This is a genomic window from Paraliobacillus sp. X-1268, from assembly GCF_003426095.1.
Taxonomy (GTDB): Bacteria; Bacillota; Bacilli; order Bacillales; family Amphibacillaceae; genus Paraliobacillus_A; species Paraliobacillus_A zengyii.
In genome coordinates this window covers 91158-109333 of record NZ_QJSK01000006.1, presented here as the reverse complement: position 1 = coordinate 109333, position 18176 = coordinate 91158, and the positions used below count along the sequence as shown (strand labels likewise).

Below are 18176 nucleotides of genomic sequence, written 5' to 3'. Positions count from 1 at the left end.
AGAAGAAATAGTATATCGAGAAGGAGATGGCACTTGCCATGAATGTTGAGGATATTAAAATTGGATCCCAACTCCTGCAAAGAAATGAGAACACGACGTTTTCGACACCTGCGCGAGATAAATCCAAAGATGAGAAATCTGTAGAGTTATATCAACAAGTTAAAGAAAATAGTATGGATCAGCCAAGTCGTGCTCAAACAGAACAATTAGTGGAGCAGTTAAATCAATTATTAGAACCACATTTTACAGACATTAAATTTGAATTTCATGAAAAGTTGGAAAAGTATTATGTTACAGTAATAGATTCAGAATCAAAAGAATTAGTAAAAGAAATTCCACCTAAAAAAATGCTGGATGTTTATGCATCGATAGCCGAGGCAATGGGATTGATCGTAGATGAGCGAATTTAACAAAGAGGAGTGATTATATGGCTTATAGTGTAGATACAGCAAGTAGGGTAACAGGTCTTGCATCTGGAATTGATACAGATACAATGGTAAAAGATTTAATGGCTGCAGAACGTTTACCATTAGATAAGATGGAACAAGATGTTTCATGGACAACATGGCAACGTGATTCTTATCGTGATATGAATAAGTTGTTTTATGATCTTGATCAACAGACTCTAGATATGAAATTGCAAAAAACATATCAATCCAAAACATCTGCTTCGACAAATGAAGCAGCAGTCACAGCAACAGCAACAGCTGGTGCTACTAACAGTTCGTATTCAATTGGGGTAAATTCACTTGCGACAACAGCTATTAATGTAAGTACAGCTGGTATTTCTGGAACAACAAAGATTGATCAATATGGGAAATTGAGTGAACAAGATTTTGGTGGGACTGATATCACTGGTGATGGTTCATTCGATATATCGTATTTTGATGAAAATGGGGCAGAGGTAACAACAAATATCGTGTATACAGCTGATGATACGTTAAATAGTGTACTTAAAAAAATCGGTACAGCAACTGGTAATGAAATTCGCGCAACATATGATACGCAAAGTGATAAGATTATTATGGAACGAACAACAACAGGTAATTATAATACAAATGGCAGTGAAATTGGATTTACAACAACAGGTTTTCTCGCTGATACATTGCGATTAGACACCGCACAAGAGTCTGGTGGAACAGATGCTACATTTACTTATAATGGTGTTGAGTTTACATCCAAAGAAAATTCCTATACATTAAACGATGTAACATTTAACTTTACGAGTGTAACTACTTCAGCAGCAACAATAACGATAGATAATGATATTGATGCATCATATGATAAAATTATGGCGTTTATTGAAAGCTATAATACAGCAATTGAAACAGTTAATGCTGCTTTACAAGAGGATCGCTATCGTGATTATAAACCGTTAACAGAAGCTCAAAGAGAAGAATTATCAGATACTGAGATTGAACAGTGGGAAGAAAAATCGAAGAGTGGTCTATTAAAAGGGGATACGACCTTATCGAATGGATTATCCTCTATGCGATATGGCTGGTATAGTAATGTTGATAATAGTAGTAATTTTAATAGCATCACAGATATAGGAATTTCTACTTCATCAAACTACTTAGACCGTGGAAAGTTAGAAGTGAATGAAGATAAGCTAAAAGCTGCCTTGCGAGAAGATCCTGATTCAGTCTATAAATTATTCTCTAACGATGTGGAAGGTTCTGGTCGTGGTATTATTAATCGTTTAGAAGACTCGATTGCAAGTACAATAAAAAATGTTGAAGTAAGAGCAGGGAAAGCAAGCTCAACTGAACAACAATATACATTAGGTAGAAAATTGAATGACATGGAAGATCGGATTTCAGCATTTGAAGATCGATTACGGTCTATAGAAGACCGTTATTGGACGCAATTTGGTGCTATGGAGAAAATGATCCAACAAATGAATTCGCAGTCTAGTTACTTGTCACAACAATTCAGCTATTAATATAAGGAGTGTTAAGATTTTATGGTTTATCAACAACAATACCAAGCGTATAAAAACAATTCAGTTAACACTGCCTCACCAGGTGAGTTGACGTTAATGTTGTATAATGGTTGTTTGAAATTTATTAAACAAGCAAAAAAAAATATGGAAGAAAAAAACATAGAATTAAAAAATACAAACATTCAAAAGGCACAAAAAATCATTAGTGAGTTCATGCTTACATTAGATCCAAAAGCTGAAATTACCAAAGAAATGATGCCGATGTATGATTATATAAATCATCGCTTGATGGAAGCGAATATCCAAAATGATATCTCGGCTCTCGACGAAGCTTATGGACTTGTCGAAGAATTTCGTGATACGTGGAAAGAAGTTGTAAAACAGACACGTCAACAGCAATATGCACAAGGCGCGCAAGTTTAATGGAAAGAATGGAAAGGCTAGAAGATATCTCGATGAAATTGTATCACTTATTAGATCAACCGATGTTAGGAATTGATAGAGAAAAGATGATTAAAGATGCTCAAGAATTATTAGCGGAACGCGAGTTGATTTTGCAAGAGGTGAAAGCACCATACACCGAAGAAGAAAATGAAATTGGGCAAAGATTAATTCCAATTGATAAGAAAATCGAGCAAAAGCTTAATCATCTTTTCACGAATCTAAAAGTAGAAATGCGTTCGGTTAAGAGACAAAAATCTTCTAATCAAAAGTATACAAATCCATACGAAAATGCGTCAAACTTTGATGGGACTTTTTTAGATAAAAAGAAATAGGTGATAACATGGTAGGAATGAAAGATGGTGATTACCAGCTGTTACGAGAGTATAAAGAGATGTTGCTTGTGATGAGCGAAGGATTCACATATGTAAAAGATAATTTATCAGAAGAGGCACCTGCTAAAGTCCAAGATGTCTTTAATGATTTGTTAGCTTCATTTCAGCAACTTAATGCCACACACGGGCAATTAGCGAACATTTTTGATGAAAGTGATGAGATGGAAGCATTGCTAAATGAATACAAAGAAATCGTTAAATTATTATCCGAATGGTTTGAGAAGAAGTCAAATGAAGAGAAAAGACAACTACTCAACGAGAAAGTTGTCCCTGCATTTGAAGCATGGAAAGAAAAAATCATAGCATTTGTTGAACCGTATACGGTGCAATAACCAAAGAAGCTCTTGAATCTAAATGATTCAAGAGCTTCTTTTTAAATTAATACATACTATTGCCGACTGCAATGCTGAAGAAAATTAGTAGTATAAGTAATAGTCCGTATAATGCTGTTCCAACAATACTAGTTACCAAACCCGCAACTGCCATACCGTTCCCAGCTTGTTGATAATTCGCAATTTCCTTTTTTGCCTTGCTTGATAAGACAATACCAATAATGCCGAAAATGAAACCAATCCATGGAATGACAATAGATAAGATACCAAGAACCAACGAGGCAATTGCCTTTCCATTTGTTACTGGTGCCTGTTGATAGTGTTGCTGCTCCTCCATATAAACACGTCCTTTCATTAAAAACTCCTGTTTATTATACCACTTTTTTATGGCTATAGAATCTTAAATTCCTTTCATAAGTATTATTGTATTAAAACGTTTTAATCAACGAAAATTGTGATGTAAGCTTATCGAGGCATCTTTTTAACTGTTATAGGTTTAGTTTTGTTCAATCTTGAGATAAGTGATGAAAAATCAAAAGTTATTAACTTAAAGAAAAATTTATCAGAATTTCTAGGATTCTCATTCCCAGAAATCAGGAAAGTAAAAACTAGGTTTAGAACCTTTCACTTCCATTTTATGTAATTACAGGGTAAAATACATAATAAAGTGGGGATTTGATGAAGAATAAAGTATGGTTTTTAGTAGCCACAGTTTCTATATTTAGTTGTACATGCATGTCTCCACCTCAAATTAATTATGCACGTACTACCTAAAAGTGTACATTCTTATTCAATCATTTTTGTGTATTACTAAGTTAGCATTTATACGTAGATTCATATCTCATGCGGTGTGCTTTTCATTTTAAGATCACTTGAATACGTTCCGAGATTACATGTCGTTTCATAAGCATTCTTTCCATCAATCTAATGCGACTTCCAAATATATTCTATTGGCATAAGATTGGTTACTCGTAATATATTCTACAATTGACGCAACATAAAAATCGTATATTTGCCACGTTTTAAATCTAATTCCGGTATTATCATTTTTTTATTAGACCATTCATAATTCCTACACATTTAAAAGTAACTTTTTAGTAATCCCTTCCAACTGTTTAGCCTTTTGAGAATTAAATGTTTTCATGGATACAACAGGTTTTGAAAGTCTATAAGCTGAGAAACTCTGCGATCTTGATTCCTTTAATACGTCAACAATACTATTCACGATTTCATCAACCTCATGTCCTACTAGACGGTGAACTACTCTCAAGAATATTCTCATTAATGGATTCGCAAAGACTGATCTAGCCCCAGATGTTCTTACAGCCATTGGATTATATAAAATATAACGAACGCCCTTGCGTTTGAATCCTGCACCCAACAAGTCATTTAGCCGGTTGGCATTGCCGTTAGCCTTCACGCTGTTAAACTTGCGACGATATTCTAAATCGTCAAAGTTGATGGGGCTGTAGATACCGGGGGTAGCAACATTTAAAATAAAAGAGTCATCATTAAATGCTAATCGATTTGAAAGGATATACCGACTTAAATACTGCAAAGCAAAGGTGAATTCTAAACCTTCTTGTGTGATAAAAGCGTCTTTACGAGATGTTTGTAGGACAGCGCAAAGAATCAATCCATCGATTGCGCCATAGGTCCTTTGGATATTCTCGATAATACGGTAGTTTTCCGAAACAAGACTCAGATCTGCTTGAAGATAAATAGCATTAGGTAGATCACCTTTATTTCTGCTTACGATAATGACCCTATTCCCAGTTGCTAAATAATACTTCGCCAGTCCTTTGCCAATGCCACTAGTACCTCCTGTAATTAACAATGTTTTCATTATTGAATCCCCTTTATTTTTGGTATATTATTTGTACTAGTATGATTATCGTACTAAGTGATATTCATTTCAAGTACGCAAAAATTCCTTACTAAGTACGGTGGACAATACTAAGGAGTGAAAAAAACAATGAACATACCGAATTTACAAGAATTAATGGCCCAAAATTTAAATAATCAAGAAAACTGCAATCCTAGTTTTAACCCGCTTGATCCTGTTTTCAATGTCTTGCAGGGGAAGTGGAAGAATCAAGTACTATTTGAAATTATCGCTTTAAAAAGCGCTCGTTTTGGTCAGCTTAATCGAGCTATCCCAAAAATTACAAATACTATGCTAACTACGACGTTACGAGAGCTAGAAAAGGATGGTTTAATCACAAGGAAACAATATAATGAAATCCCTCCACGTGTTGAATATACAATTACAGAAAAAGGGAAAGATTTACTTCCCGTTTATTATGAAATGTATAAGTGGGGCATCAAGTATCAAAAGGAATAAGAATTGAGCTTGTTTTTGCAGAAAATTTCTGGGGAAAATATATTTTTTCATTTACTTCGTTGGAGAAAGAGTGTGAATTGGTTAAGTGAATCGTCTAGTTGACGTGTTTCTTCTATCCACGTTTAACTTTAAACAATCATAAATCCATTCATATGTTGACCAAGGAGTTGTCGAATGTAGCAACTTCTATTTTGATAAATCACAGATAATATAACAATATGGGGGAAATCAACTAATTACCACAAAGTTATTTGCTGCACAGTACAAGACTACGATGCAATAAATAACTTCTGTTTCAGAATGATTTATTACTATTTTCGCTAACACTAACGGAAAACGTTACTTGAAGAAGAATAGGTAGTTATGGGCATACTTTTTAACTATCGGTTATAATAGAAATATAACCGATTAATCGGTATTTCACGAGTTAAAATATAAGGTAATAGGAGTTGAGTGGATGGTAGAGTCGAAGAAATTCCCGCTTATATCAGATAATCTCTCTATCGATATAGTTAACACTGAAATTGTAAGACGTGGAGAAAGGCAAGATCTATTAGTGGAGGAAGAAGACTTACTTAATTGGCTTGATGATATGAAAGTAAACTTGTTTTTGAATAAAGAGGATTATGAAAAGATTGAATCTCAAATTCGAAGTATCTTATCAAGGCTTTTAGAAATGCGCGCTATTTTACGCAATAATTTTGAATTAATAGCTGATGGACAGCCAATTCAAGAGAAATTTATAACTCTTTTAGAAAAAAAGATTGAGAATGCACCATTTATATATAAGCTTGTAAATAATAAACTTATACCTAAGCCAGTTGGAAAAATTGAGGATGTGTTAGAATCGTATATTGCTTATGACGCATTAAGCTTAATCCATCATAATAAGTTGTCTTATCTCAAACATTGCTCAAATCCTGAATGCGTCCTATTATTTATTGATGAGACTGGTCGTCGCAAATGGTGTTCAATGAAAATTTGTGGGAATAGGAACAAGGTTGCTCAATTTCAGTCAAGAAAAAAAAGCTAATATAGTAAAGGATCAACTCTTAGAAGGGTTGCTTTTTTTTAATTACAATAACTAACCTTTAAAATTAATATTGACAGGTTAGTATTAAAGAGTTAAACTAAAGCTATAAATTAAAAGGAGGAAAAAAATGGGTAATAAAAGTATCTCAGATCAAGAAAATCGAAGTGTTACACGATTAGCATATTTCTTGAAAATGCGAGGAGAGGGAAGGAGCACATTAAAAATAGTGCCAAAGGATGCACTAACAGGACTAATTGGAGGTTTTCTAACTATTTTTTCTTTAGTTATACTGACTAATATTACATCAATAGGATGGTTAATAGCGCCATTTGGTGCAAGTTGTGTGTTAGCGTTTGGTGTTTGGAATTCTCCGTTATCACAACCCAGAAATATTATTGGTGGACACGTTATTTCAACTTTCGCAGGTTTGTCTGTCTATCATCTATTTGGTGCTAGTCCCTGGTCAATAGGTCTAGCAGTCGGTCTAGCAGTTGCTGCAATGATGTTGACAAAAACGACACACCCTCCAGCAGGTGCTGATCCACTTGTTGTTATGATGGGAGAATATAGTTGGGGACTTCTAGTTTCACCGGTTTTAATAGGTTCAGTAATCATTGTATTACTTGCATTATTAATCAATAATTTACGTAGTGATAGGAAATACCCAACTTTCTGGGTTTAAATTTTACATAAAAGGAGACGATGAAAATGAGTGGTTTTATCTTTGAGCAATTATGGTTTGCACGCAACAATACAATTGAACGGGTTTCAGAATTAGATGAAGCGTCATCGCTTATCACACCAGAACATTTCAATAATAATATAAAATGGAATTTAGGACATATCTATTTAATTCATGAAAAATTCGCTTTTCATGTAACTGGAGAAGAAACTAAAATACCAGGTAATTTCTTAGATATTTTTAGTCCAGGTACAAGACCTAGTGAATGGATAAATGTAGAAATACCTAAGCTTGATGAATTAATTACAATGTTAAAAAAACAAGTGGATCGGATTGAAAAAACACAGAGGTCACAATTGAAAACGTACGTAGACAAACCATATACGACATCAACTGGTCTTACTTTATCAACGGTAGAAGCACTTCTTAGCTTTTGTTTGTACCATGAGGGAATGCATTTTGATGCAATTAAATCAATTAAACGGATAATTCAAAGTGAAATGTAGATGATGAATATCAAGTTGGAGATTCATGAATGGGAGAATATAATCTTGGTTCGATCGAAAAAGGAGCTATTGTATAGCTTTTTTTTTAGCTCTGTTAAAGGTTGATATTAATAATTTAATTCTTCGTACAAAGGGTCTTTATAAAATCAAAACATTAATAATTATCAAATAAGAAGATTGTTTCGACCTTTCCGGTTAAATTGAAAGTATAGTAATGTTTTTCATGCTCATAACATCAGTGATGACGAAGCGGTGGCTCATGCTTTTAATTAATTAGTTTAGCTAGTTATAAGAGAAGGAGAGGAGAGCATGGTAGGGTTACTATCTCTCCTGTTTTTTATGTAAAAAAACGCCTACCTATTATTTAAAATATTTATGATGAATCATTAATTGACATTTTTCAGTATCTTAGCTTCATGACATGGCTTCCGATGTCTAAAATTCTTGCTACAATTTCTCTAACAAGCCTTCTCCACACACACCCAGAACGATTTTAATCAAGAAAAAATAAAAAGGGATAGTAGTAGTCTGTACCCCTTATAGTGGTCATACTAATCAAAATCTCTCGTGAAACATGATTATTTGGGAAGCAGTACCTTTAGAAATTAGTGCAGCATCGGTAAAGAATTCAAGTGCATCTTCATCTACGGGCCATAAAAAGATGAAAAAAATGAAATCTATAATGAAACTCGTAGGAAAACTAGCAAGAATACTGGTGGCAATAGCTAAAAGTCATGAACCATATTGTTCTCAGAAAGTACAACCATTTGCAGCTATAGCAGCTTAATTCTAATTGTAAACCAAGTATGACTTTAAAGTGATTAATAGTAGTTTAATAATTCTTGAATGTTGGCTTATTCGTAGGATTACAGAGAAAGCGCGGAGTACTGGATACCGTTGTACCTAAGGCACTGACCCGTTTGCGCAGCAAAAACGGCCTCCACCCCTTGGATAGGCATGACGAAGGAATGAAAGGGCAAATGACCCGTTGAGACATGGGAGGGATAGCCTCCAGGGGCGGCGTGGAGAATGCCTACAGTATCTTATGGAAATAAATGGAGCTATTTATAACTCCTCTATTCCCGTATGCCTTCATATAGCCTTTATTATCAAAACTCATTCCATTCATCCGTCATTGTTCTTAGAAGTGGTCTGGAATCCTGCGTATAAGCGAGCATTTGTGAGTAAATAGAATCTAACTGAGGGAGTACAAGCATACTATTCAATAAAAAAAACGATATTGTGCAATCGAGCGTGGAAGACCATAAGCTAAGCCTAATTCCAAGTTGAAATATAGGTTTTTTATGGGTAAACGTTTGTAATGCAACAAACAACAGATGATCACACTATACTCTTTGATTGTAGCTTAGGGTAGTCGACTACTTGAAAATAAAGTTCAATTTTCTGCGTGCGGTGTAGGTTCAGGAAGTTAAATTCAAAGTCCAGCGGGAAAAGAAAGATCTGAAGATCCACTTCGGAAAGCAACTGCCCGAAGCGAAAATCAACATGGCAGTTACGCTGGAATAAATATTTTTAAATAACAACAATAATATAAAAGAAAAAAGCAGATTGTAGTTAAATACAATCTGCTTTCCTCATCTATCTAAAAGTTCTCTTTAATCTGTTGTGCTTCCTTAACTGTCTCTTCCATAATAACCGCTAGTTGTTTGTTGCTGTCTGTTTGTTCTGTGACAGAAGCACTTAATTCTTCTAAACTAGCGGAAGCTTGTTGGATGATCGCTGCAAGGTCATTGGTTGATCCTTCAACTTGGTTTGATTGGCCTTGCACTTTTTCGGCCATTGTAGTGAAACTTTTTAATTCACTGTGGAGCTTACTCATTGTTGTAGCAATTTGTTCAAAATAGCTTGTTACTTCATTTGATGAGGTAACGCCATAGGAAATTTTTTCTTTGCTTAGGGCCATTTGCTCAATTGCTTCTTGGTTACTCGTGTTAAGTTCCGTTAGATTACCTGTGATTTTCTCGGTTATTTGTTGTGTGTTATCTGCTAGTTTGCGAATTTCGTCTGCTACAACTGCAAATCCTTTTCCAGCCTCACCTGCACGGGCCGCTTCGATTGATGCATTTAATGCTAGTAGATTAGTTTGTTCGGTAATATCTCTAATTGTCCCCGCAAATTGATTGGTTTCAGCGATTTTATTAGTTAACACAGCAAAGGTATTGTTTAATTGGTTGATCACACTTTCCACTGCTTGGTTATTTTGGTTAAGACTGTCCATTTTTTTCTTACCATTGTCGGTTAATTCACTTGCTTGAATTGACTCTTTATATAGCATTTCTGATGTACTGTGGACATGGTCAATACTTTGTTTTGTTTGAATCGTGTTCTCCGAAATATCCGTAATTTGTTCAGATTGTGTTTGACTTCCTACAGCAATTTCATTGATGGCGATTGTCATCTCATTTTGTGATATGACATTTGTTTGTAGTTGTTCATTCACTTCAGAAATTTTTTCGACAATAGATGTGACGCTTTGTTCGATAATCGTACGTTGTCTTTCTTTATCTAGATTATATTGTGCTGAATCAGCTAACATGTCGCCTAGACGCTTATTTTGTTGACTGGATAAGTGAATTAATACAAAGAAGATCAAGCCAAATAATAAGTAAAGTAAGACGGTGTAACTAACTAATTCTTTTACAACAGTTGCTTCTGCTGTCATTGAATTAAAAAAGATGATTCCTAGTCCTAGTACATAGCCATATAAAAATATACCACGCTTCATTTGTATGGCGGAGAAAACAGTTAGAAAGAACAAGATTAAAACTATTTGTGCACTTCCACCTTGTGTAAATAAAAAGATATAAATCGATCCATAAAATGTCGTGATGAATAGGTATGGGACAATTGTTGGTTTTTTCCATATGCGTTGTAATAATACGTATGCGATAATACCGATCAGTAGTTCTGCAAGATAGAATAATAGTGTTGTCGTATCACTCCCAAAAAATGCATTTATTGTACCAGTAGCTAACGTGATCGACATGACGATCAACATTAACGTATTTTTCTTCAGTAGATCTTGCCACTTCATTTTTTCTATTTCATTCAATTTTAAAAACTCCTTTTCTAAATAGACCTTTATCCTTATATATCGGTTGAAAAGATGAAAAAATTTAGTTCGTTTTACTTATCTAGGTAATTTATTTTCATACTTTTTTCTTAATTCGCTTAATTTTTCCAATCTATTTACATTTTCAGCTGTATGTTGCATGCCAATCGAAATAATTAAATTCTCTATTAAAAAAGTTGGTGCAATCATTGAGTGAAAAGCGTGTTCTTCGCCACGACTTGCAAATAAGACAACATCAGCTTCCTTGGCAAAATCGAATATGACTTGATCGGTAATAATAATCGTTTGATAGCCAACCTTTTTAGCATGGTCTAAAATCACTTTTGCTTCAGGAAGTAGGCGGACAAAGCCAAAGATAACGACAACATCAGTTTGCTTCACATGCATTAGCTCTTCAAAAATTTCGCTACCGCCTTGCTGAATAATTGATATGTCACAGTCAAAGCGACTCATGCGGTACTGCATTAATGTAGCCAAACCAAGTGATGGCCCAGGACTATACAAATAAACTTTTCTAGCTTCCGTAAGCAATGAAACTGCCTTTTGAAAAGCATGGTTGGAGACATATTCCATCGTTTGATGTAAATGATGAACCGCAGCTTCTAATGTATGAAATTGCAAGGAGGACTGTTTTTCTACTTTATCTATTAAATCCTTCCATTTTCCAGCGGGTGAGACTTCTAGGCTTGTCTGCATCTTTTTTTTGAATGCTTTGAAATTGTGAAAACCGACAGCCTGCCAAAAACGGGAGACAGAAGCAATGCTAACATTAACTGCAATCGCAATTTCATTTTCCGTTGAGAGCAAGACCTGTTGGGTATTTTTTTGAATATAATTTGCAATTTTAACTTGCGTTGGTGACATGGATGACGTATCCCAATCGAAACTGATCATATGTGTGCGCTCCTTCTTGTACAGAATACTTTCAGACTAGCATATTTCAATCTAAAGTAGAGCTTTATGAAAGAAAATTTACATAATGATAAATAACGTTAATAAATTTACATCTTCTTTACGACAAGCCTAAAGTAGATTAATAACCCTACCTTACAATGAAAGTAAGTTAATATGAGGAGGGAAAAGAAAATGAGTCAATTAAAAAAAGAGCGCTACACATTAACACAAGCACAGAAAATGATGGTATTTATTTTATCAATGTCCTTATACGGTTTATCGAACATGATAACAGAATTGGTACCATCGGTTAATCTCGGTCCAATTGAATTTTCAATTGAGTATTTTGCTTTTATCCCACTTACGTTATGTATGTTGTTTCATCCGTTATATGCCGCAATTGGTGCGGCATTAGGGGAAGTTATTTTTGGCGAAATTATGCTTGGTCAATTCGGTGGATTTGGTGAATTAGAGAAGTTTATTGCTTTCTCATTAGCCATGTATATTGCTGGTACACTCGTGCGTGATCCACGTAATAAACGCCAAGTTGCGGTTGCAGCAATGATGGGTGTCATTATTCACCAAGCGATTAGCTCGATGGTTGATATTATGAAAGTTTGGGTTGGGGTGGAAGAGTTAGAAGCAGTATCTGGCTTAGCAGAGAGTGTCGTTATTATTGAAGGATTTGCGTTTTTAAATGATGTTCTGTTCTCCGGTATTCTGTTTGCTTTACTTCCAACGGTATACTTGGTTCCGCGTTTATACGGGAAGATGGAGCCTTTACTTGGGATGAAACCTCGTGATAATCAGACAAGGTATTCGCTTGGTGAAATTGTTGGGCCGCGTTTAGTTGTACTTGGGATCTTCTTAGCTGGTGCAGCGTTTCTATTTGAATATTTATCAGAGGCTGGTTTTAATTGGGAATGGGAAGCGGACTTTGTTGGGATGTTTGGTGATGGATTTATCTGGGTTAGTATTGCAGTCGCTGCAATCGTGGCAGGTATTACAATTGCTGTAATGATCAAGAAAAAGGCTACCAATTTAGAAGAAGAAAGGATTTCATAAATGACTGCACAAATTGAAATTGATCAGGTTACGTTTCAATATCCAGGTGGTGATGCACCCGTTTTAGAGAATGTATCCTTATCTTTAGAAAAAGGTACATTCGTCGCAATCATGGGTAGTAACGGTAGTGGTAAATCAACCTTATGTAAGCTTCTTAATGGCTTGATTCCACATTATTATGTAGGAGATTTCAGTGGAAAAGTAACTGTCAATGATCTTGTAACAACCGAACAAAAAGTAGCAGAACTGTCTCATGATGTTGGCTATGTGTATCAAGATTTTGAGAACCAATTGGTGAGTCCACGTGTTTTAGAAGACGCGAGCTTTGCGCCACTAAATTTTGGCTATGCTGATTTTAAAGAACGGGGAAAACGTGCTTTAGATCGTGTTGGTTTAGTCGGGTATGATCAAGAATTCATCTGGCAATTAAGTGGTGGTCAAAAGCATCTATTAGCTCTAGCTGGTGCGTTATCACTTGATCCTGATATTTTAATTATTGATGAACCTGTCGCACAACTCGATCCCCAACACGCGGAAGAGATCTATCAGATTTTACAAAGGATAAATGAAGAAGATGGCAAGACAATTATCGTAATTGAACACCATACAGAATTTATTGCATCATATTGTAAAGAGGTTGTTTTAATGGATCAAGGAAAAGTGGTTTGGAAAAAAGAGACAAATGCTGCCTTGCAAAATGTAGAGGCGTTGGTTGCTAGTCAAATCTATCCGCCGCAAGTAACGCAAGCATCTTATCAACTTGGGAATACGCAAGCTGTGAAATTACCGATCACACTAGCGCAAGCACGCACTTTTTTTGAAAAAGAAGAGCGAGTAGGAAGTCTGCTTGAAGAATCTGTCGAAGTAAGACCATTGCGTGAAACGATAGTCGAAATGAAGGACGTTAGTTTTTCCTATAAAACGATTACGCGATCGAAAAATCAAGTCTTAAATGGAATTGACTTAACGATTCATCATGGCGATCATATTGCATTAGTTGGCAATAACGGTGCAGGAAAATCTTCATTAATGCGTCTGATCACAGCCTTGGTTAAACCTGAAGCAGGCAATGTAATGGTTAAGAATATGAATACACGGGATGTTTCACCCGAGAAGTTGGCTGATCTTGTCACCTATGTCTATCAAAATCCAGAGCAAATGTTTATCGAGGATAGTGTACGTAAAGATGTTGAATTTTTCTTAAAAGCTAGGAAAGTAGAAGGCTATCAAGAAAAGGTTGATAAGATTCTCGAGCAATTCGAATTAACGGATTTACAGGATAGGGATAGCAGATTGATGAGTGGGGGACAGCAACGCCGGGCATCACTTGCGATTGGTGTTGCGATGGATCCAGAAGTGATTCTCTTAGATGAACCTACAGCAAACTTGGATATTGCGACCCGTAAACATATTACTAGATTAATTAGTGATTTAGAAGAAATTGCCGCAGTAGTAATCGCGACACATGATATGCAGCTTGTTGCAGAATGGGCGAATCGAATTATTGTCTTAAACAACGGGCAAATCATCCATGATGGTGATCGAGCTTCTGTGTTTGGTAATGCAGCATTGTTAGATCGCGCTGGATTGAAAGCACCGCAAATATTGGAGCTTAGTAAAGCACTACAGGTTGAACCTTTAGCTTATACGGTAACTGATTTTGTTGCTGCTTGGAAGCAGAAGGAGGAATTTGATGGAATATACGCGTAAGTTCTCCGATAAATTATCAGTAGAACAGATGAAAATCGAATTATTAAATACTGCTTATGGAAATGGTGATACATTTTTAGCAAAATTAGATCCGCGTACACTGTTTACTTGGTATCTCTTTTTCGGTATTGTGCCTTGGTTTATTCATAATCAAGTTGTCTTGTTAGGGATGTTTGCGTTGATGGTTGTGCTTACTTTTTTCGCGAAAGTCAGTCCGTTAATTGTCTTTATCCTTTGTTTAGGCTTACTTGGACAAGGCGGTTATCTTTTAATCGCATCACTCTTTTTTGGTGGCGATGTATCGGTAATTATTCCATTGCTCGTCTTGACGTTAAAACTGTCGGTGATCTCGCTTGCTAGTATTATTGTCTTTTGTTCAATGGATCCCGAGAAATTGAGTAATGGCCTGTTGAAAATTGGTGTTCCTGGCCAGGTTTCGTTCAGTATTGCGTATGGATACCGGATGCTTCCTAGTTTGTTAGAGGAATATCATCATGTTTTCTTATCATTTCGCTTACGTGGAAAAGCACCAGTTCGACATGGCTTTTTATACTGGCGCTCGATTACTTACTTTTGTAAAATAGCTGTCTTATCGTTTTATCCGCTGTTATTAAGCACAGCGAAGCGGGCACGAACAACTGTTGAAGCACTAGAAACGAAAGGTAGCTTCTACGGATTCAACCATCCAAAAGTGAAAAAGATTAAACTAGCCCATTTGCGAATGAGACGTAGAGATTACGCGTTTTTAGTTTTATCGATTGTTTATATGGTTGGTGTGTTTATGTTAGGAACTATTTCTTAATAAAAAGGAGAATACTAGAATGAAAATTGATTTTCATAGTCATGTAAAAATATCAAAAAAATCAATGTTTATGCCAGATTATTTTGCAGAAATGATGGAAGAGGCGAGTAAAAGTGGATTAACGGCACTTGCCATGACAGAGCATTTTAATACGAAACGATTTATGGACATTTATGATTATATCGATGGCAAATATACTTATGAAAATGGCTATTATGTAGTTGGCGATATCCGTGTTTTTCCTGGCATTGAGGTTGATGTCAAAGAGGTTGGACATATCTTATTGATAGGTGATCGCAACGATATATTGGAGATCCGTTCTGCACTTGAACCTTACACAGACCCAGCCAATTTTATTGAATTTGATCAATTGATGGATTTTGCGGCGGAATATAATATTTTGAAAATTGGTGCTCATCCATTTCGTAAGGGTACCCCATTAACACATTTACTGCCAGAACAATTACGCCGATTAGATGCACTAGATTTAAATGGTAAAGATTTATACGCACAAGGTGTGGAACCATACTATACGCAATTGATCGATTTTGCGAAAGAACTAGGTTTACCAATTGTCGGAGGTAGTGATACCCATCAATTCCTCCAGTATAGCGCTGTGTTTAATCAGTTTGAACAAGTATGCTCTACTGTTGGGGAACTAAAGACGGCAATTAGGAATGGGAATTATCAAGTAGAGATAGCAGACAATTTAATGATAAAAGTAAAAGCAGCTGCATTAGTGAAAAAATATATGAAAAAGTTGTTAGAAGATCAAACAGCTGTTAGATAAAAAATACGCGTGTGAGAATCGAGCGATTATAAGCTCGGTTTTTTTATTTGTTTATTTAAAATGTGTACGGTTTGTAAATTTTTTTAACAAATAGTTTTGCATACTGTTAGATGACAGCGTTAACAAAATGTTGATATATCAGTGTTCAGAGGTGATTGTAAAATTTTCTATCGTATTTTTTAAATTTTCGACAAATTTTTTATGAGTTTATGCAGGAATAAGACAGGGTAATATAGAAATATAGATATATAAAGGAGGACACTTATTATGAAATATAACATTCGTGGAGAAAACGTTGAGGTAACAGGGGCAATAAAAGAATACATTGAGAAAAAGGTTAGTAAGTTAGAACGTTATTTTGATACACCCCCAAAATCAGATGTAAACGTGAATCTAAGTGTCTATAAAGAAGAACAAAAAATTGAAATTACCATCCCGATGATAAATCTATTATTGCGTGCTGAGGAACAACATACTGATTTGTATGCCGCAGTTGATTTAGTAGTAGATAAGTTAGAAAGACAAATTCGGAAATATAAAACAAAAGTTAATCGCAAAGCTCGTCAACAAGGTGCACCAAAACATATTTTTGCGGAAATGGAAAAAGAAATAGAAGAAGGATACGATGAGGAAGAAGATGGTTTAGAAGTTGTTCGTACAAAACGATTTGACTTAAAACCAATGGATTCTGAAGAAGCGATCCTACAAATGGATATGCTTGGACATACATTCTATGTATTCACAGATGCAGAATCAGGAGACACAAACGTTGTCTATCGACGTAAAGATGGAAAATACGGTCTAATTGAAACAAGTTAACTATTACTTAATAATAAAGGGTTCCGCTTAGGCGGAACCCTATTTTGATGGAATTTTTTACTGGTGGAAGGCTTTGGGGCAATGTGCAGTAATTTAATCTGATGGAAGAGGGTGTTAATTCGGCGGAGTTGAGTGGTAATCCGGCGGAAGTGCCTATTAATTCGGCGGAGCGAGCAGTAATTCGACGGAAGTACCTGTTAATTCGGCGGAGTGAGCAGTAATTCGACGGAAGTGCCTGTTAATTCAGCGGAGCGAGCGTTAATCCGACGGAAGTGCGCGTTAATTCAGCGGAAGTGTGTATTAATTCGGCGGAGCTAAGCAGTAATCCAACGGAAGCACTATTACTCGAGTAGTCTATCTAAATAGTAAACGCGTCCTTTTGTTTTTCCTGTACTACTTAATTCTAAGTTTGCTAGGATACGCTTAGTTGCAGATTCAGATTCTAGGCCAAGGAATTGCCGTGCTTGTTTATTTGTAATAGAAGTTCCAAATAGTTGCGCATATTCGCGTAGTGCTTGGATATGGGCTGTATTATTTTTTTCGTGGCAAATTGGGCAGTACCAGTAGCGTTTTATGCGGTGCATTATATTTCTTAATCCATTAGATTGGCAACTTTGACACCATACGCCTTTACGAATTCTTTGGTCTGGTATCTGATATCTTTCGACTACAGAATAATGGTTAGCTTGATGCTTTTTATTTAGGAAGTGTGCTAGTTTATCGAGTTGTCTTTTTTGATAAACTACTTTTGAATGCGCGCTTTTAACAGCATTAATTCGATTGGGTAGTCGTTCGTTAGTGAGGATATCATCATATTTCTGGTCGGATTGAAGAATAACCCGCGGATGGGTAAATGTCACGATTGGGTGAATTGGAATTGCAGGAAATCCAGACTTCGCCAAAAATTCCCTCAGTTGCCTTTTCTGCACATCTGCTTGAATTTCTGGATTACGGAATGTCTCTGAAATTTGATCGAGGGTCCGAATCATCTGGTCGTTTTGATTAAAGGTAATCGTCCCTTTCATATTCTTCGCTTCAATGATAAAACAAATGGAACGTGTTAAGAGTAGTGCATCAATCTGGAATGCATTAGCTTCAGCTGGTAATCGTAATCCATATAAAAGTAATGTTTCCTTTATATTCGTTAAATTAAAGTAATAGTCTAATGATGTTTCACCAAAATAGCCAGCAGTCTCTCTGCCAAGGAGATTATCGAGCTTTTCATAATTAGGATTGGAACGGTCGAGCCGAGGGAGGAGTACTTCTAGTTGCTTAAGTAAGGGGTTCTTTACAGGGGGACGAATGATCAAAATAGATACCTCTT

General features: G+C 35.7%; 19 protein-coding genes and 1 pseudogene. 15 read left to right on the top strand and 5 right to left on the bottom strand.

What is annotated here, in order from left to right; translation table 11 throughout:
* The first annotated feature begins 38 nt into the window (after positions 1-38).
* Genes flaG through D2K62_RS09950 form a run of 5 tightly spaced genes read left to right on the top strand, consistent with a single transcriptional unit; the run spans position 39 to position 3113 of the window.
* Entirely contained in the window at positions 39-410 is a 372-nt protein-coding gene (gene flaG / locus D2K62_RS09970) for a flagellar protein FlaG (protein ID WP_112181901.1), read from the top strand.
* Between the two features lie 17 nt (positions 411-427).
* Positions 428-1945 (top strand): flagellar hook-associated protein 2, encoded by a 1518-nt coding sequence (locus D2K62_RS09965; protein ID WP_112181900.1) that lies wholly within the window; start codon positions 428-430, stop codon positions 1943-1945.
* A gap of 21 nt (positions 1946-1966) precedes the next feature.
* Entirely contained in the window at positions 1967-2368 is a 402-nt protein-coding gene (gene fliS / locus D2K62_RS09960) for a flagellar export chaperone FliS (RefSeq protein ID WP_112181899.1), read from the top strand.
* Positions 2368-2721 carry a flagellar protein FliT gene (fliT, locus tag D2K62_RS09955; RefSeq protein ID WP_112181898.1) on the top strand — a complete coding sequence of 118 codons (354 nt, stop codon included), beginning with the start codon at positions 2368-2370 and terminating at the stop codon, positions 2719-2721. The genes fliS and fliT overlap by 1 nt, the downstream gene beginning before the upstream one ends.
* A gap of 8 nt (positions 2722-2729) precedes the next feature.
* Positions 2730-3113, top strand: coding sequence for a DUF8042 domain-containing protein (locus tag D2K62_RS09950; protein WP_112181897.1), 384 nt, complete (start codon positions 2730-2732; stop codon positions 3111-3113).
* Between the two features lie 46 nt (positions 3114-3159).
* Here the strand turns inward: D2K62_RS09950 and D2K62_RS09945 are convergent, their stop codons facing one another.
* Positions 3160-3468 (bottom strand): DUF4190 domain-containing protein, encoded by a 309-nt coding sequence (locus D2K62_RS09945; RefSeq protein ID WP_112181896.1) that lies wholly within the window; start codon positions 3466-3468, stop codon positions 3160-3162.
* A 717-nt stretch (positions 3469-4185) separates the two neighbouring features.
* Positions 4186-4959: an SDR family NAD(P)-dependent oxidoreductase gene (locus D2K62_RS09940; protein WP_112181895.1), complete on the bottom strand. Its 774-nt coding sequence runs from the start codon at positions 4957-4959 to the stop codon at positions 4186-4188.
* Positions 4960-5088: 129 nt separating this feature from the next.
* Between D2K62_RS09940 and D2K62_RS09935 the strand changes: the two genes are divergently transcribed.
* From D2K62_RS09935 to D2K62_RS19150, 5 genes and pseudogenes are all read left to right on the top strand, one after another.
* The gene (locus tag D2K62_RS09935; protein ID WP_232824122.1) at positions 5089-5457 is read left to right on the top strand and encodes a winged helix-turn-helix transcriptional regulator; all 369 of its coding nucleotides are present in this window, start codon (positions 5089-5091) and stop codon (positions 5455-5457) included.
* A gap of 457 nt (positions 5458-5914) precedes the next feature.
* Positions 5915-6490, top strand: coding sequence for a CGNR zinc finger domain-containing protein (locus tag D2K62_RS09930; RefSeq protein WP_112181894.1), 576 nt, complete (start codon positions 5915-5917; stop codon positions 6488-6490).
* 127 nt (positions 6491-6617) lie between these two features.
* Positions 6618-7172 carry an HPP family protein gene (locus tag D2K62_RS09925; RefSeq protein ID WP_112181893.1) on the top strand — a complete coding sequence of 185 codons (555 nt, stop codon included), beginning with the start codon at positions 6618-6620 and terminating at the stop codon, positions 7170-7172.
* Between the two features lie 26 nt (positions 7173-7198).
* The gene (locus D2K62_RS09920; RefSeq protein WP_112181892.1) at positions 7199-7678 is read left to right on the top strand and encodes a DinB family protein; all 480 of its coding nucleotides are present in this window, start codon (positions 7199-7201) and stop codon (positions 7676-7678) included.
* A 655-nt stretch (positions 7679-8333) separates the two neighbouring features.
* Positions 8334-8465, top strand: a pseudogene (locus tag D2K62_RS19150) (IS110 family RNA-guided transposase); the annotation flags it as partial.
* Positions 8466-9281: 816 nt separating this feature from the next.
* Here D2K62_RS19150 and D2K62_RS09910 read toward each other — a convergent pair.
* On the bottom strand, positions 9282-10751 hold the full coding sequence (locus D2K62_RS09910; protein WP_112181891.1) for a methyl-accepting chemotaxis protein: 1470 nt from the start codon (positions 10749-10751) through the stop codon (positions 9282-9284).
* Positions 10752-10829: 78 nt separating this feature from the next.
* Positions 10830-11666, bottom strand: coding sequence for a MurR/RpiR family transcriptional regulator (locus D2K62_RS09905; RefSeq protein ID WP_112181890.1), 837 nt, complete (start codon positions 11664-11666; stop codon positions 10830-10832).
* A gap of 192 nt (positions 11667-11858) precedes the next feature.
* Between D2K62_RS09905 and D2K62_RS09900 the strand changes: the two genes are divergently transcribed.
* From D2K62_RS09900 to hpf, 5 genes are all read left to right on the top strand, one after another.
* Positions 11859-12731 (top strand): DUF8171 family membrane protein, encoded by an 873-nt coding sequence (locus D2K62_RS09900; protein WP_112181889.1) that lies wholly within the window; start codon positions 11859-11861, stop codon positions 12729-12731.
* Complete coding sequence (locus D2K62_RS09895; protein WP_117161381.1) at positions 12732-14441, top strand: ABC transporter ATP-binding protein; 1710 nt, start codon at positions 12732-12734, stop codon at positions 14439-14441.
* The gene (locus D2K62_RS09890; RefSeq protein ID WP_112181887.1) at positions 14425-15243 is read left to right on the top strand and encodes an energy-coupling factor transporter transmembrane component T family protein; all 819 of its coding nucleotides are present in this window, start codon (positions 14425-14427) and stop codon (positions 15241-15243) included. The genes D2K62_RS09895 and D2K62_RS09890 overlap by 17 nt, the downstream gene beginning before the upstream one ends.
* A gap of 19 nt (positions 15244-15262) precedes the next feature.
* Positions 15263-16033 carry a PHP domain-containing protein gene (locus D2K62_RS09885; RefSeq protein ID WP_112181886.1) on the top strand — a complete coding sequence of 257 codons (771 nt, stop codon included), beginning with the start codon at positions 15263-15265 and terminating at the stop codon, positions 16031-16033.
* A 267-nt stretch (positions 16034-16300) separates the two neighbouring features.
* Complete coding sequence (hpf, locus tag D2K62_RS09880; protein ID WP_112181885.1) at positions 16301-16852, top strand: ribosome hibernation-promoting factor, HPF/YfiA family; 552 nt, start codon at positions 16301-16303, stop codon at positions 16850-16852.
* 341 nt (positions 16853-17193) lie between these two features.
* On the opposite strand, the gene D2K62_RS09875 is transcribed toward hpf, so the two are convergent.
* The gene (locus D2K62_RS09875) at positions 17194-18162 is read right to left on the bottom strand and encodes a nuclease-related domain-containing protein (protein ID WP_157967878.1); all 969 of its coding nucleotides are present in this window, start codon (positions 18160-18162) and stop codon (positions 17194-17196) included.
* Positions 18163-18176 lie beyond the last annotated feature (14 nt).

Coding starts and splice junctions, on each gene's coding strand:
- flaG (WP_112181901.1), top strand. CDS start 39: ATGAATGTTGAGGATATTAAAATTGGATCCCAACTCCTGCAAAGAAAT.
- D2K62_RS09965 (WP_112181900.1), top strand. CDS start 428: ATGGCTTATAGTGTAGATACAGCAAGTAGGGTAACAGGTCTTGCATCT.
- fliS (WP_112181899.1), top strand. CDS start 1,967: ATGGTTTATCAACAACAATACCAAGCGTATAAAAACAATTCAGTTAAC.
- fliT (WP_112181898.1), top strand. CDS start 2,368: ATGGAAAGAATGGAAAGGCTAGAAGATATCTCGATGAAATTGTATCAC.
- D2K62_RS09950 (WP_112181897.1), top strand. CDS start 2,730: ATGGTAGGAATGAAAGATGGTGATTACCAGCTGTTACGAGAGTATAAA.
- D2K62_RS09945 (WP_112181896.1), bottom strand. CDS start 3,468: ATGAAAGGACGTGTTTATATGGAGGAGCAGCAACACTATCAACAGGCA.
- D2K62_RS09940 (WP_112181895.1), bottom strand. CDS start 4,959: ATGAAAACATTGTTAATTACAGGAGGTACTAGTGGCATTGGCAAAGGA.
- D2K62_RS09935 (WP_232824122.1), top strand. CDS start 5,089: ATGAACATACCGAATTTACAAGAATTAATGGCCCAAAATTTAAATAAT.
- D2K62_RS09930 (WP_112181894.1), top strand. CDS start 5,915: ATGGTAGAGTCGAAGAAATTCCCGCTTATATCAGATAATCTCTCTATC.
- D2K62_RS09925 (WP_112181893.1), top strand. CDS start 6,618: ATGGGTAATAAAAGTATCTCAGATCAAGAAAATCGAAGTGTTACACGA.
- D2K62_RS09920 (WP_112181892.1), top strand. CDS start 7,199: ATGAGTGGTTTTATCTTTGAGCAATTATGGTTTGCACGCAACAATACA.
- D2K62_RS09905 (WP_112181890.1), bottom strand. CDS start 11,666: ATGATCAGTTTCGATTGGGATACGTCATCCATGTCACCAACGCAAGTT.
- D2K62_RS09900 (WP_112181889.1), top strand. CDS start 11,859: ATGAGTCAATTAAAAAAAGAGCGCTACACATTAACACAAGCACAGAAA.
- D2K62_RS09895 (WP_117161381.1), top strand. CDS start 12,732: ATGACTGCACAAATTGAAATTGATCAGGTTACGTTTCAATATCCAGGT.
- D2K62_RS09890 (WP_112181887.1), top strand. CDS start 14,425: ATGGAATATACGCGTAAGTTCTCCGATAAATTATCAGTAGAACAGATG.
- D2K62_RS09885 (WP_112181886.1), top strand. CDS start 15,263: ATGAAAATTGATTTTCATAGTCATGTAAAAATATCAAAAAAATCAATG.
- hpf (WP_112181885.1), top strand. CDS start 16,301: ATGAAATATAACATTCGTGGAGAAAACGTTGAGGTAACAGGGGCAATA.